Raw genomic sequence first — 14,828 nt, forward strand, 5'->3', positions numbered from 1 at the left:
GGTTGACAGAGCCGACTCGTCGTCCCCGCGCTTCTCAGGCAGGAATTCACTCGACCCGACATTGTTATCCAGCAGCCGATTTCGGCGCGACACCCAGATCAGCTCGTGATGCACGGGCAACTGCTGACGCTGCCGGCCTACTACTCGGCCGCGCTCATCGACTCGTCTGGGAGCGGGGCCGCGAACCCATCGGCCGGAGATAGGAAACCGTTTGCCGAACGGTCGTCAGCGTCATCCGTTGGCGCGTTCCCTCTGCTCGATCTTGGACCACCGGGAGACCGCTTGTGCGCGGTTGGCCGCACCCAGCTTCCGAAGGATCTGTTTCACGTGCGACTTAACGGTCCCCTCTGAGATGAAGAGCTGACTCGCGATCCCGGCGTTCGTTTCACCCGCCGCCATCAACCTCAGCACTTCCTGTTCCCGCCGAGTCGGCGGTAGCTCCCCTTCGGCTTGCCCGACCGGGAAGTCACCTATCCGACCCGAAGTGATCTCCGGGCGCTCACGGTAGAACCCGCTGGATCCCAGCTCAAATCCTGAAGACTCTTCAACCACCGACGAGATGCCGTTTGCCAGGCTATTGACTGCAGACTTCAGCTTGGCCATGCGGTCCAGGAGTGATGCACGCTGCAGCGCGTATCCGAAGCCTTCGGTGAAAATCGAGAGCATCTCGAGATCGAACTGCTCCATGTTCCGACGCTGAAAATAGCAATCCGCGTGAAGAAAACCGGCTACACGCCCTTCCGGCATGACGGGCGCGACGGCGTATGACCTCGAGAGTGTCGCATCAGCGATCTGACGATGAACGTGCGGACTTTGCAGGACGTTCGTGGCGATGAGGGGAACCTTTCGGCGCGCGCTCTCCGATTCGATAAGCCCCGGGCCCAGCGTCAGCGGATTTTCGTGACCGATCACGCGCACTTCCGCGGCCCACTGGGGGTCGCCAACGAAGTAGAAATTTTCGGGGATCCAGGACGATTCGTCGACACGCGAGAGGATCGCTCGATCGAAGCCGAGGAGACAGACTGCAGCAGGGGTGCCCTCGATGAGCTCCGCGACAGAATTGACGCCGTGAAGACAAGCCAGCGCATCCCGAACTACTTTGAAGCCTGCCGTATGCTGTGCGAGCTGGGCCTCGTGGAGGTGATCCCCCGCTGTCTTGACCTTGATGAGCAGCTCGACCAAGTCGTCACTCGCAGCCAAATGCTCCGCGGCTGAGGGGTTTCCGCGCAATGCCTCCTTCGTCATAGCCGCAATGGTGGAAAGCATCTCCCCGGCCGCCTTGAAATCGCGAACTTCTCCGAACGGCATCTCATCCCAGGCAAGCAACCGCTGGGCCGTTGCTATCACCTCACGTATTTCACGCCGGTTTGCACTGAGAACCATGACCCCGGACGCGTCCCACGGATTACCGGGATCTTGGGCTTTCATGACTTCGATGCGCTGAGCATCAGCTTGCATGACACCTCCTCGTTCTACGAGCCATGAATTTCATTCGCGACCAAGTTCGGCCGGTGCTGTGCGTGCATCGAGGACCGCATCCCCAAACCAGCGACCACCCTGGATGACTTTGAACATGACCTGCCTCCTCCCGCGGGGACGTCGTCCCCGCGGCGACACAACGGTGGACGACCCGTCGCGGTCCACCGCCGGCGGGCGCCGCCGGCCCGCGGCCGCAGCCACTGCGGGACCGATCTTTCGCCGCTCCGGCGCGCGGCACAAGGGCACACGCAGACGGATCGGGGACTGTAACGTCAACGGTGTAACTCCTGAGACGTAGGAGGCTCCAGTGACTGAAGTGATGACGTCAGATGCGGTGGCCCAGGAGACCGACGGCCTGGACGCGGTCGATGAACAGTTGATGCGGCAGCTGACCGAGCGGGCACGTGCCGAGGGGCTGCAGCTGACCGGGGAGGGAGGTCTACTCGCGCGGCTGACCAAGGCGGTCTCGCGCGTGTTCTGCACAGTGATCGCGGCGAGGTACACCTTGACCGCGTCGGCGAGGCGAACACCGCCCGCCGCCGTCGGAAGCATCCGAACCCGCCCCATCTACCGGACCTCCACTTGCTACCGCAGATAGTTTCCCGAGTCGCCTCGGCGCGAAAGAGGTATCGAGCGAGGATGACTCAGAGGTTACCGCATATAGTGTGCTGCTATCTGCGGTAACTCCTTAGCGCCACTTTTCGCGGTTCCGTCCCTCGACTGCCTGATTGAGCGAACGTCACCTCACACTTGGTAGACGATGCGTCGGCCCACACTGCGACCCTAAAAACCACGTTGGCTTGAGCGATAGGCGACTACCGTGTTCGACCAAGACGCTACTCAGCTACCTGCAACCACGTCGCGCGCACGGTCGCGACCGACATCGGTGAGTACCCGATCGGCGCGATCGGTGACGATGTACCCTTTGGGGCCATACAGCTCGGCCACAACGTCTCGTTGCAGGCCTAGATCGCGTGCCGCCTGGTGTAACTCGAGCTTATGGACGCGTCCCCCTGCATCGTTGATGAATGTGAGAAGTGCCCCCACGGGATCGCTGTCGCCCATCGGGCGCCGCGCTTCGAAACCTTGCCACGTGCGTTTGGGGTAACGCCGGAGGTATTCCTGCTCTAAGGCCAGCATCCGGGTGGTGTGATTTTCGAATTGCTCGGCGGTGCCATGTAAGAACACCCAGTTCCGCGTGTCGTGGGCCTGTTTTCCTTGGTGTTCCAACTCTTCGTCGGTCAGTTCGCTCACGGGGCGGCCGGTCGGGGGTTTAGTGGTCATCTTTCACTCACCATCGGGGTGTCAACTCCCAGTGGACCGACCTTGTGAGACCCACCTGGTGCGCCTAAAGGCGCTTGCCGCCCGGACAGAACTTCGAGAAAGAAACGGCGGTTGTCGTCAACAAATTCTATGTCAGACGGCGGTACTCGACGATCCTGACTGATTGCTTCCACGGGGCATACCGGCTCGCAGGCGCCGCAGTCAATGCATTCCTTGGGATTGATATAGAGCTTGCGATCGCCCTCATAGATGCAATCCACCGGGCATTCTTCGGTGCATGACTTGTCCATAACGTCGATGCAGGGACCAGCTATGACGTAGGGCATGAACGGCTCCTCTCTGTGATCAGGCTGGAATAGGTGACTGTTGTTCGTCGGTAGAATGACCCGGAAACAGTTGAGCGGTAGGATCTAAATGGACCGCTGCGTTGTTGACAGCGGTTGCGACCTCGCCGAAACCTACCGCAATCAATCTCACCTTCCCGTCGTAGTCCGTGATGTCGCCGGCAGCAAAAATTCCCGAGACGTTGGTGCGCATAGCTGAGTCGACGACGATGTGGCGATTGTCGTGCAGTTCTACGCCCCACTCGCGTAACGGGCCGAGATTGGCGATGAATCCCAGTGCAGCGACCACCCGTTGGCACGGGATGTGACGCAATTCATCAGAGCCCTTGATTGAGATAGTCGCCTGCTCCAGAGCCCGCGTTCCACTGAGCTCCTTCACCTCGGCGTCCACGATCAGTTCGATGTCAGATCTTTCGACTTCCTCTAATGTGGCCGAGTGAGCGCGGAAGACTTTGCGGCGGTGAACGACTGTGACGCTGGTCGCCACGGGCAGAAGCATCAGGGCCCAATCGAGAGCCGAATCGCCACCACCCACGACCACCACGTCAGCGCCCGTATACGGCGCCGGATCCGGTACGAAGTAGTCGAGTCCCCGGCCGAGGTAAATTTCACCCGCTGGCAGCTGCCTGGGGGTGAAGGTGCCGATCCCGCCGGTTACGACTACTGCGCCGCAATCGATCGAATCTCCACTACTGGTCTCCACTTGGAAGCGGCCGGCCGAATCCGTGCGAAGATTCTGTGCCTCCTGACCAAGCAGAAACTGTGGCCGGTGGGCCGATGCCTGGGTGAGCAAAGCCTCGACGAGATCGCGGCCCTTCACAGCGGGGTAGCCAGCGATGTCAAAAATCATCTTCTCTGGATACAGCGCACTGACCTGTCCGCCGACCTCTGACAGGGAGTCGATGATCGCCGTCGAAAGGCCCCGAACTCCGGCGTAGTAGGCGCCGTAGAGCCCTACTGGGCCGGCCCCGACGACGAGCAGATCGACTTTGTGACCGGTCACTGCAGCACTCCAGTCTCTGCTTCGGAGATTAGATCTCTGCGCACCTTGAAACGCTGCAGTTTACCGGTTGCCGTTTTCGGTAATTCGGTCACGAAACGGACGTCGCGAGGCCGTTTGAACGCAGCCAATCCCTCGCGACACCAACTGATCAGATCAGCGGGTGTGACCTCGTCAATCGATTCGGATCCGATGACGACCACCGCGATCGGTTTGTCGATACCCTCGGCATCGGGCACTCCGACAACCGCAGCTTCGACAACGGCGGGATGGGCTAGCAATCGGGCTTCGACTTCTGAGGGTGACACCCAGATGCCTCCTGCTTTGAGAAGGTCGTTCGACCGGCCGAGACAATGGTAGTAACCGTCCTCGTCGCGCACGTAGGTATCCCCGGTCGACAACCAGGCGCCCTCAAAGACGGTCCGCGTCGCCTCAGTGCGGTGCCAATAGCCAAGAGCGATCGATTCACCTCGGACAAAAAGTCGGCCTGGGGCACCGTCTTGAACGACGTGTCCCTGCTCATCCCTGATCTCCAGTTGGTATCCGGGGACGGGAACTCCGGTCGTACCGGGGTGGATGTCGCCGGGAGTGTTCGATAAGAAGATATGGAGGGCCTCGGTCGACCCGATGCCGTCGATCACGTCGATACCGAAGCGCGATTTGACCTTTTCCTGGAGCAGAGCCGGCAACGCTTCGCCCGCAGATACTCCCAACCGGACCGATGCCGCAACGTCCGAGGGTAGATCAGAGTTGACGAACGATGCGTAGAACGTGGGTACGGCGAAGAACAAGGTCGGCCTCGTTCGTACTAGAACTTCCGCTAGCGATTGCGGGGTTGGGCGACCCGGTAGTAGCACCGACGTGGCCCCAGCAGCTAGTGGGAAAAACAGACTATTCCCGATGCCGTAGGCGAAGAACATCTTTGCGACAGATAGGCACAGGTCGTCGGACGTGATACCCAGCACCTCGCGGCCGTAGGTTTCGTACACCCATCGGATGTTGGCGTGCCGGTGCATGGCGGCTTTGGGGGAGCCGGTGGTACCCGAGGTGTACAGCCACAGTGCCCAGGCGTCCTCACTTGTCCCGGTGGTCTCTATGGCCCGCCCGACCAGTGACTTCCAGGTGTGGATCTCTACACCGTTGCGCACCTCAGGCAGAGTGTCACCGGTGACGACGAGGTGTTTGACTACCGGAGACTGCACGACTGATTCGACTGTCACCGCCTGAAATTCAGCGGTAGTCACCACAGCCCGGGCCCCTGAATCGTTCATGACTGCCGCGAGTTCGCCGACGCCGAACATCGTAGACACCGGCACCGCAACGAGGCCCGCGTGGAAGGCTGCCAGGATCGTGACGGCGAGCTCGACATCGTCCGCCATGACTAGCATGATGCGGTCATCTGCATGCAGACCGAGATCCCGTAGACCGCCCGCGACTCTGGCGACCTCGTCGGAGAGGTCGCCATAGGTCAACGTACGGCTTCCTATCAGCGCGCTTTTCGTGGAGTTGGTCTTCGCTTGGTTATGAACTAGATAATCGGCTGCGTTGAACTGATTTGATGTCCCGGACATTGCTACACCCGCTTGAGGTCGTAGCTGGCGCGTTCGCCCGAACCGTACCGGCGAAGCGCGCCGTTGGGGCCTGCGGCGTTGGGACGCACAAAAATCCAGTTCTGCCAAGCGGTCAATCGGCCGAAGATCTTCGTCTCCATGGTCTCTGGTCCGACGAATCGGTGGTTTGCTTCCATGCCGGTGAGGGCATCGGGAGACAGTGATGCCCGCTCTTCGAGGATGATGCGGATCTCGTCTTCGAAATCGATGTCGTCGAGTGCTGACGTGATGAGTCCCAGATCGTCGGCGGTCGCCGCGTTCAGCGACTTGCCGAATGTCTTCTTGACGGCATCGATCTGATCGTCGTGCCCGTAGAAGCGCGATTCGAGACGGGTCAGACCGTTGCCCATCGGATAACTGCCGTTGTTGGCGGACGTGGCTCGGATTGCGGCGGGGTCCGCGTCGGGGTCGGTCTCTTGGAACACGCCGTCGAGCATGTATTGACGGTCGCTGGCGAGCGCTATCTCGAACAGAAACCCGACGAAGGCACTGCGTGGTTCGATAACACTGATCAGGCTGCGGCTGGTGACGTCGAGGCGTTTCATGGTTCGGGAGTAGTAGTGCCGGATCTCGTTGACGAGCCAATCGGACTTCAGATCTTCTAGCTGAGCGTCGTAACTGGCTACCCGTTCCGGCTTACCTTGGATCCGAAAAACCCAGGTCCCGAGTTCGGGCTCATTGGTTCGCAGACGCAGGATGAGGTCGTCTAGTTCACGGGTTACCGCCAGCGGCCAGTAGTCGACACCCTGATCGGAGATACCTGCTGCATCGGCCGGGGCGTCGGAGTCGGCACAGCTGATCAGGATTTCTACCCTGCGGTCGGCCCGACGTAGCTCCGCTTTCACGTAATCGTATGAGATATGGTCGGGCGTTTCAGTGCGGTTCAGGGGTGTGAGTTTCACACCCTTGGCCGAGGACGGGCGCGTCGACTTATTGGCAGCGTTGAGTGCTCGATTCCTGACCGCTTCGTCGAATCGGTTGCGAGGTGCGGTCTCGTCGACGAGGCCCCATTCGACCGCGGTAGCGCCCCGAAGACCCTCGGACTTGGTGGCAAAGATGTCGGCGCGGTCTTTGCGTACCTTGCGCTTGTCTACGACCCTGGTCAACCCGCCGGTTCCCGGCAGTACTCCCAGCAGTGGGACTTCAGGTAACGAGACCGCCGAGGATCCGTCGTCGATTAGGACGATCTCCTCACAGGCGACGGCCAGCTCGTATCCGCCGCCAGCGGAGGTGCCGTTAACAGCAGCGATGTAGGTCTGTCCCGAGTTCGCGGTCGCGTCCTCTATGCCATTGCGTGTCTCATTAGTGAACTTGCAGAAGTTGACCTTCCATGAGTGCGTCGACTGAGCGAGCATCCTGATGTTCGCTCCGGCGCAGAACATTCGGTCCAGCCCGCCCGTGATGACCACAGCTTTGATCTCGGGCCGCTCGAAGCGCAGCCGCTGGACGAGGTCGTATAGCTCGATGTCTACGCCGAGGTCATACGAGTTCATTTTCAGTTCGTATCCGGGGACGAGTCCACCATTGGGGTCGACATTTAAGGTGACAGTGGCAATGGGGTCGTCGTATGACACCGTCCAGTGGCGGTAGCGGCTTGGGTCGGTGTCGAAATCGACCGGTGGCGTCTGCGCCGGGGGAGCGGCTGCGGTTGGGATGTGGTCAGTTGCGGTCATTACGCGAGGGCCTCCGCTTCGAGGTGAACATAATCGAATTCGACTGGTTGATCATTGATTCCGGTGTTGGGTGGAGCGATCCAACCGGCGAAGTCGCCGGGCTCGTAGTGCGCGACCATCAGGGCGGCGACCCGTTCGCGATCGGAGTCTGTCGGCAGCCAGTTACTTTCATTTTCCGCCCAGTCCGACTCTGTCAGCACGCGGCCATCCGGGGAGATGCGGTGGGAGGAGAAGTTGCCGACCTTGCGGTTGAAACCTTCGTGCGGAAGCGTCAGTCGCTCAGAGAGTCCAGCATCTTCGAGTTCTTGGTTCCACCGGCGGACGCCGTTTTCACAGTCGGCGACGTATTCGTCTCGCAGGTCGAGGTTGAGCGCGGTCAGCGCCGGGACTGTCTCCTCTACGATCTTGCCGTCTTTGACCAGGCGTACGCTGTATGTCGCCTCTTTGAGTTCGTGATCGTCTTTGCGGCGCGTTTCCTGCCATCGACCTTTGAGCCCGCCGGTGTAGTAGGCGGCGACGTTGGTGGATTGTTCCGATCCGAACAGATCCATCGATACCGAGTACTGGAAGTTCAGATACTTCTGGATCACGTCGAGAGGTATGACGCCGTGCTCGAAGCCGTCCTGACCCGCGTGTTCGGACATGACCTGCGCAGTGCGCTCCACGGTTCGCTGGACACCCGTCGTACCGACGAACATGTGGTGTGCTTCTTCCTTAAGCATGAACTCGCAGGTCCGTGCCAAGGGGTCGAACGCTGACTCTTTCAGGGTTCCGAGTTGGTATTTGCCGTCTCGGTCGGTGAAGTAGGTGAACATGAAGAATTGCAACCAGTCAGTGGTTGCTTCGTTGAAGGCGCCGAGGATGCGAGGTGAATCGGCGTCGCCGGAATTTCGCTTGAGGAGCTGCTCTGCCTCCTCGCGGCCCTCGCGGCCAAAGTAGGCTTGGAGCAAATAGACCATCGCCCAGAGGTGGCGGCCTTCCTCGACATTGACCTGGAACAAGTTGCGGAGGTCGTACAGGCTGGGTGCGGTATTTCCCAAAATACGTTGCTGTTCAACGGATGCTGGCTCTGTATCGCCCTGGACGGTGATGAGGCGCATCAGTTCCGCTCGGTATTCGCCGGGCACTTCTTGCCATGCCGGCTCACCTTTGTGCTTGCCGAACGCTACTTTTCGGTCCGGGTCCTGCTCCGCTAGGAATATTCCCCAGCGATACTCTTCCATCGGAACATGGTCGAAGTGGGCCCAGCCGTCGCGACCGACCGCGACTGCGGTGCGGAGGTAGACATCTCTTGTCGGTAGCGATGGGCCCAGGGTTTTCCACCAATCGAGGAATTTCGGCTGCCAGCTCTCGAGTGCGCGCTGGAGTCGGCGGTCTCCTGCCAAGTTGACGTTATTGGGGATTCGTTCGCTGTAGTCGATTTTTGACAGCGGGCCGGTGGGCGTCGGGGCTGCCCCGGTGCGTTCGTCTGCTACGGACATGAGAGTCCTCCTGATGTCTAGGGCTTGTACTTAACATGCTACATAATTGTGACAGTCCGTCGGGGTTTTTGTAGAACTTTGTGGATTCTGTGCAAATTGCCGGTCAGAAGAGTCCGCCGTTGGCGTCGATCACAGCTCCTGTGACCCACTGTGCATCGTCGGAGGTGAGCCAGGTGACGAGACTGGCAATGTCGGAAGGGGTCCCGAGGCGCCCGAGGGCTGGCGCAGCCGCCATGGCCTCGACGGCACCCGATGATGTCGAATCGTGGAGCCGCCGAGTGTCGGTCGCGCCTGGGCGTACGACATTGACGGTGATCGAGCGGCGACCGAGCTCCTTCGCTGCGACCCTCGAGGCTGCTTCGACTCCGGCTTTCATGGCTGAATAGGTAATCTGGCGTGCCGGAGCGAGGTGTGCGGCCGCGCTCGAAAGCATCACCACGCGGCCTCGGTCAGTGACCCGCCTGGCCGACTCGGCGAGGGTAAGCAACGCGGACTCGAGGTTAGTTCGAAAGTCGCGCTCGATGACTTCTGCGTTCAGATCAGTTACACGGGTGAAATCCCAAGCGCCTGCACAATGCACGACGGTGTGCACAGTCCCTAGAGTCTCTGCGGCATCGAACGCCGTACGAGCACCGTCGTCGGTCGAAAGATCGGCTCCGACAACGACGGCCGTACCCCCTACTGCTTGTATGCGTTTCGCTACCTGTTCAGCATTGCGGCGGTTTAGGTGATACCCGACAGCGATCGAATGGGTTCTCGCCAGCTGCTCACAGATACCGGCCCCGATTCCACCGCCACCCCCGACCACCAGCGCGCTGTTCACCGCAGGCTCTCGAGAAAGTCCGGTGTGCCCTGGACCGCGGTGCGCTGTAGGAAGTGGTAAACACTGCGAAGACCACCAAGTTCTTCGCCGCCGCCGGCGCGGCCCGGGCCGCCGTGGACGCCGTGCGGAATGGCGGCACCGTGCCCGGTGCTCTCTTCTGAGTTTTCGGAACTGAGGACCAGCAAACGCCCGTGCCATGGGGCCAGCGCTGTGACCGCAGTCTGTGCGGATGCAGCGTCGGCGGTGACAATGGAGGCGACAAGGCTTCCTTCGCCCAGTGTCACGAGCTCTAGTGCTTCATCGATCGAGCGGTATGGAAGGAGTGTGCTGACCGGGCCGAACGCCTCTATGGTGTGCGGTTCTGGGGCCAGGGGGTTGTCTGCTCGCAACAGAATTGGCGACAGATAAGCGCCACGGTCGGCATCGGCCGACGGTGAGAAATTCTCTGGGACGCGGTCCGGATCCCCAAATATCCTGCGTGTGCTTTTCTCTAGCCGTGCCACTGCCGACCGTACGGTGTCGCGTTGCGCTGAACTAACGACCGGGCCCATCCGGACGGAATCGTCGGTGGGGTTGCCGACGGTCACCTTCGATAGGCGATCGGCAATTGCCTGCTCGACGTCATCCATGAGTTCGGTCGGCACGAATGCACGCCGGATGGCTGTGCACTTCTGTCCGGTCTTCTGTGTCATTTCGATCGCAACGGTCTTCACGAACAGGTCGAACTCTTGGGTTCCAACGACGCCGTCGGGGCCGAGGATGCTGCTGTTCACCGAATCCGCTTCGGCCGTATAGCGAACGGCGTTGGCAGCCACGACAGGATGCATACGCAGTGCTGTAGCGGTCTGGTGTGACCCGGTCACCGACAGCGTGTCTTGCCCGGTGAGATGGTCGAGCAACCCGTCGGGACGGGCACACAATAGCTGGAGCGAACCCTCCGGCAGCAAACCGGACGCGATGATCTCGCGCACGACGGCTTCAGTTAGAAAGGCGGTCTGGCCTGCGGGTTTCACCACTGAGGGAACGCCAGCGAGAAACGCTGGTGCCAGTTTTTCGAGCATTCCCCAGACAGGAAAGTTGTACGCGTTGATCTGCACAGCAGCTCCGCGCAGCGGGCTGCTGATGTGTTGCACCCCGAAGGTTCCGGCTTTTCCCAACATGTCGGTATCACCGTCGGCCAGGGTGTGGACGTCTCCGAGTGCGGCCCCCTTGCTGCCGTACACGAAGAGCACGCCGATACCACCGTCGACGTCTACTGCGGAGTCGCGCCGGGTGGCGCCGGTTCGGAGCGATAGCTCGGTGAAGGCCGGAATGTGTCCGGAGAGATATTTGCCAAGGGCCTTGAGGATCGAGGCGCGTTGCGCGAAAGACAATTCTCGCAGAGCTGGTCCTCCGATTTGACGCGCGTAGTCGAGCACGGCTCGGTAGTCGAGCGGCTCAGATGAGATTCGAACGATCACTTCGGACGTCGAAGGGTCGACCAGGTCGCGTCCGGCATCGGTCGGTGAGGTCCATTTACCCAGGACGTAGCTCGCGAGGATGTTGGGCATCATCAGTTCCTTTGTTTTCGGTTGAGGAAAGCGGTCATCCGCTCGTGCTTCTCGTCGTCGGTAAACAGCAACGCTTGCGCCGCCAGGTCGAGCTGTGGATGTGCACTCTCGCCCGCATCTACGGTCAATTTCGTCATCCGGAGGGCGATCGCCGAGCTACGGTCCATCCGCTGGGCCAGTTGAGCGGCGGTGGTCAATAATTCGGAGGGTTCGACGACCTTCATCGCCAATCCGATTCGGAGGGCGTGGACGGCGTCGATGCGAGCACCGCCAAGAAGTATCTGCTTCGCTACACTTTCGCCAACTAGTCGGACGAGACGATAGCCGGCTCCTGCCCCGGCAATAATGCCCAAATCCGGTTCGGGTTGCGCGAAAATTGCTCGGGGAGTGACTATTCGGATGTCGCAGGCATAGGACAGCTCGGCGCCACCACCAAGAGCGGATCCGTCGACGGCGGCGATGGTGGGCATCGGCAGTCGCCGAATGCGTTCAAAAAGGTTGAGGTTTATCCCGGCCAAGGCGTCATCGCGTCCTCGCTCGCGGAGTTGTCCTACGTCAGCACCGCCGGCGAAACATCCGTCAGTTCCGCCTGTGATGATCGCGACGCGAGGGTTCCTTTCCAGCTCGGTACAGGTTCGGTGAAGCGCGTCGACCATGGCGGAGTCGATGGCCTTGCGCTCTGCTGGTCTGTTTAGAGTGACCGTGGTGACACCGGCAACATCATTGATCACAACAGGTTTCATGGTTGATCCCATTCGAAGAAGCCAGCGCCCGCCTTTTGTCCGAGCCGGCCCTCGGCGACCATCTGCCGTAGCAGATCTGGTGGGGTGAAGCGTGGCCCAAGGTCTGCGGTGAGACGCTCAGCTATGCCGAGCCGGACGTCGAGCCCCACAAGGTCCGTGAGGCGCAGGGGGCCCATCGGGTGTCTGTACCCGAGCACCATTGCTTGGTCTATGTCGGTCGCCGATGCGACTCCGTCTTCGAGCATTCGAATCGCTTCCAATCCGATGGCGACACCGAGCCGGCTGGTGGCGAAACCCGGGATGTCGCGGACTTGGATGACGTCTTTTCCGATGCGGGCGCCAAGGGCGACCGCGGCGCGCATCGAATCTGTTGATGTCTTGTCCCCGAAGATAATTTCGAGAAGCGGCATGGACCAGACCGGATTGAAGAAGTGAAGTCCGACCAGTTTGTCGGCGTTGCCAAGCGTTTCCCCAAGTCGTGTGATGGATATCGAGCTGGTGTTGGTGCCCAGCAAATGTGGCGCGCGCTGTTGGGCCTGCGTGAGTACAGCGACTTTCAGGTCCAGGTTTTCCGGGACAGCCTCGATGATGACATCGAGGCACGTGTCGAGCTCGAACACGTTGGACACGGTCGAGATCGACTCGTTGATCTTTTGGCCAAGACCCGTTTCCAATCGGTTCTCGTTCTCGAGCTTGCGAACTCGATCAGAGATCGAACGGCTCACTGCCTTTCGTCTGTCGGGGTCAGGCTCGACGACGGTGATCTGTGCACCTGCCGCTGCAAGGACGTAGGCGATGCCGACACCCATCGTTCCACCGCCGACGACCCCGGCGGCATTCAACTGCCAGGATGCGCCTTCTCGGTTGATCATCGCTCCGCCCTCACATCGCTGAGGCGGCCGAAGACTCGCAATGCGTTTTCCGCCAGAACGGCATCCAGGGTTTCTGCGGGCAGACCCAGTCCGGCGATCGCCGAGACATTCGCCGCAGTTCCGGGGACGCCAGGCCAGTCGGTGCCGAAGATCATCTTCTTGGCAAGCCGATTGAGGTCGAAGTGCTGGTAATATTCGGGCAGTTTTTTTGGCGGCAGCCCTGCGAGATCCAACCAGACGTTCGACTTGTGCTGGGCCATATAGGCCGCCACCTCGTACCACCACCCACGCCCTCCGTGCGCAAAGACGAATTGTAGGTCGGTGAAGTAGTCGACCGCGTCGAGTAACAATTCAGGGTTTCCAAAGGTGGTTCGCGCGCCGGGAAAGCTGGAGATGCCAGAGTGAAATATCACTGGGACACCGGCTTCGGCGCAGTGCGCGTAGACCGGATAGAGGTCTTTGTCACCAGGGTCGAAGTTCCCGTGCACGGGATGGAGTTTCAACGCTACTGCTCCGTAGTCGAGTTGGCGGTCCAGTTCCTTCACTAACGGAAAGTGCAGGTGCGGATTGATGTTGGCCACCAGTGCGAACCTGGCGGGGTTGTAGTCGACGAGGTGCAAAAGGTGCTCAATCGGCTGGATGCCGGTGGACCGCGGGCTGTACTCACAGAAGAGCAGTGCACGGTCTACTCCTTGAGCGGCGAGCAGCTGATCGAACTTTGCCGGCACCGGAACGCCCAAGCTGTCATACGCAGCAAGCCAATCATGATCCCGCGAAAAGTCGTTCGCCCAAGCCAACCACTCCGGCCGGACGGAATCGAGATGAGGTGCGTGAACATGCGAGTCGATGACAAGACGATTGTCGAACATCTGTTAATTCTACATGTACGTAGCGATTCGACACGACACTGTCTTGCATTAGGCCATGCGACGTTCCCGGCACCGGATTTGAGGTACGTTGACGGTTGATGTCGGTTCGAGCAAGGGAGTGGAGATGGAGGTCGCCGACCAGGATCTCGGCGGCCTGCAGACGGCAGGTTCGCGGCGCCGGGAGGTCGCCGGAGGGAGCGCCAGGCGGTATCTGCTGACGGTTCTGGGTGAGTTCGTTTACCCGCGCGGTGAGCCGGTGTGGACCGCGACATTGACCGCTGCCCTCGAGACTTTGGGAATCGAAGAAAAGTCCGCGCGCCAGGCGATCGCACGGTCCTCTGCTGAAGGTCTGCTCTTCTCGGAACGGAAGGGACGCCGCGTTCGTTGGCACGTGACCGACCCTGGAACTCGTTTGTTGGCGGAAGGCACGGACAGGATCTATAAGTTTTTGACCGACCCGCAGCCATGGGATGGGCGGTGGCTTGTGTTGTCGGTGGCGATTCCCGAGACTCAGCGTCAGCTCCGGCACAAGTTGCGGACTCGTCTGACGTGGCTCGGAATGGGTTCGCCAAGCCCGGGGATATGGATCCTCTTGGACGCATCCCGGGAATCGGAGGTCGCCGACGTCATCGACGAACTTGGACTTGAGGAGCGGGCGTTCGCTTGGTCGGGCTCAGCGAGCTCGATCGGCTCTAAGCATGCACTGATATCCGCAGCGTGGCAGCTCGACAGTGTCGAAACCTTGTACGGCAAGTTTATCGCCGAGTTCCACGGCGCGGACGGTTCGACGCCACGTGCGTCATTCGAGTCCCAAATCAAGATGGTGCAGGCTTGGCGGCGCTTTCCCTTCCTCGACCCTGCACTCCCGCGGGAATTGTTAGACCATGACTGGCCAGGGCCACAAGCTGCCGCCCTATTTCATGAGAAACACGCCGAGTGGCACCAAAGCGCCCAGGGTTACTGGGAAGAACTTGTCGGGCGGCAGCCGTAAGAGGAGAATGCACCAAGTCGTGAATTGATGGCTCTGGAGTGGGGCTGGACTTCGGTGTAGCGACCCAGACAGTCAGTCAGCCGCACACGGCGTGCTTCACTCGGTCGGC

13 protein-coding genes and 1 pseudogene are annotated in these 14,828 nt (G+C 60.5%); 2 read left to right on the plus strand and 12 right to left on the minus strand.

What is annotated here, in order from left to right; all coding sequences use genetic code 11:
- Positions 1–231: 231 nt before the first annotated feature.
- Positions 232–1,458, minus strand: coding sequence for a LuxR C-terminal-related transcriptional regulator (locus ACZ46K_RS00365; protein ID WP_054807814.1), 1,227 nt, complete (start codon positions 1,456–1,458; stop codon positions 232–234).
- 340 nt (positions 1,459–1,798) lie between these two features.
- On the opposite strand from ACZ46K_RS00365, the pseudogene ACZ46K_RS00370 reads away from it, so the two are divergent.
- Positions 1,799–1,945, plus strand: a pseudogene (locus ACZ46K_RS00370) (IS256 family transposase); the annotation flags it as partial.
- Between the two features lie 374 nt (positions 1,946–2,319).
- Here the strand turns inward: ACZ46K_RS00370 and ACZ46K_RS00375 are convergent.
- The 11 genes from ACZ46K_RS00375 to ACZ46K_RS00425 form a co-directional block, all read right to left on the minus strand.
- Positions 2,320–2,733 (minus strand): DUF6158 family protein, encoded by a 414-nt coding sequence (locus tag ACZ46K_RS00375; protein WP_054713659.1) that lies wholly within the window; start codon positions 2,731–2,733, stop codon positions 2,320–2,322.
- A 26-nt stretch (positions 2,734–2,759) separates the two neighbouring features.
- Positions 2,760–3,089: a ferredoxin gene (gene fdxA, locus ACZ46K_RS00380; RefSeq protein WP_464743229.1), complete on the minus strand. Its 330-nt coding sequence runs from the start codon at positions 3,087–3,089 to the stop codon at positions 2,760–2,762.
- A 19-nt stretch (positions 3,090–3,108) separates the two neighbouring features.
- The gene (locus ACZ46K_RS00385) at positions 3,109–4,110 is read right to left on the minus strand and encodes an NAD(P)/FAD-dependent oxidoreductase (protein WP_464743231.1); all 1,002 of its coding nucleotides are present in this window, start codon (positions 4,108–4,110) and stop codon (positions 3,109–3,111) included.
- Positions 4,107–5,678 (minus strand): benzoate-CoA ligase family protein, encoded by a 1,572-nt coding sequence (locus tag ACZ46K_RS00390; protein WP_054713660.1) that lies wholly within the window; start codon positions 5,676–5,678, stop codon positions 4,107–4,109. The genes ACZ46K_RS00385 and ACZ46K_RS00390 overlap by 4 nt, the downstream gene beginning before the upstream one ends.
- A 2-nt stretch (positions 5,679–5,680) precedes the next feature.
- Complete coding sequence (gene boxC, locus ACZ46K_RS00395; RefSeq protein ID WP_464743234.1) at positions 5,681–7,390, minus strand: 2,3-epoxybenzoyl-CoA dihydrolase; 1,710 nt, start codon at positions 7,388–7,390, stop codon at positions 5,681–5,683.
- On the minus strand, positions 7,390–8,871 hold the full coding sequence (gene boxB, locus ACZ46K_RS00400; protein WP_054810183.1) for a benzoyl-CoA 2,3-epoxidase subunit BoxB: 1,482 nt from the start codon (positions 8,869–8,871) through the stop codon (positions 7,390–7,392). Before boxB ends, boxC begins: the two co-directional genes overlap by 1 nt.
- Positions 8,872–8,974: 103 nt before the next feature.
- Positions 8,975–9,694 (minus strand): SDR family oxidoreductase, encoded by a 720-nt coding sequence (locus ACZ46K_RS00405; protein ID WP_464743236.1) that lies wholly within the window; start codon positions 9,692–9,694, stop codon positions 8,975–8,977.
- Entirely contained in the window at positions 9,691–11,247 is a 1,557-nt protein-coding gene (paaZ, locus tag ACZ46K_RS00410; protein WP_464743238.1) for a phenylacetic acid degradation bifunctional protein PaaZ, read from the minus strand. Before paaZ ends, ACZ46K_RS00405 begins: the two co-directional genes overlap by 4 nt.
- Entirely contained in the window at positions 11,247–11,987 is a 741-nt protein-coding gene (locus ACZ46K_RS00415) for an enoyl-CoA hydratase/isomerase family protein (protein ID WP_054806360.1), read from the minus strand. Before ACZ46K_RS00415 ends, paaZ begins: the two co-directional genes overlap by 1 nt.
- On the minus strand, positions 11,984–12,901 hold the full coding sequence (locus tag ACZ46K_RS00420; RefSeq protein WP_464743306.1) for a 3-hydroxyacyl-CoA dehydrogenase family protein: 918 nt from the start codon (positions 12,899–12,901) through the stop codon (positions 11,984–11,986). Before ACZ46K_RS00420 ends, ACZ46K_RS00415 begins: the two co-directional genes overlap by 4 nt.
- Entirely contained in the window at positions 12,856–13,728 is an 873-nt protein-coding gene (locus tag ACZ46K_RS00425) for an amidohydrolase family protein (protein WP_464743240.1), read from the minus strand. Before ACZ46K_RS00425 ends, ACZ46K_RS00420 begins: the two co-directional genes overlap by 46 nt.
- A 124-nt stretch (positions 13,729–13,852) precedes the next feature.
- Between ACZ46K_RS00425 and ACZ46K_RS00430 the strand changes: the two genes are divergently transcribed.
- Entirely contained in the window at positions 13,853–14,719 is an 867-nt protein-coding gene (locus ACZ46K_RS00430; RefSeq protein ID WP_464743242.1) for a PaaX family transcriptional regulator, read from the plus strand.
- Positions 14,720–14,828 lie beyond the last annotated feature (109 nt).

The organism is Rhodococcus sp. JCM 9793, from assembly GCF_055380405.1.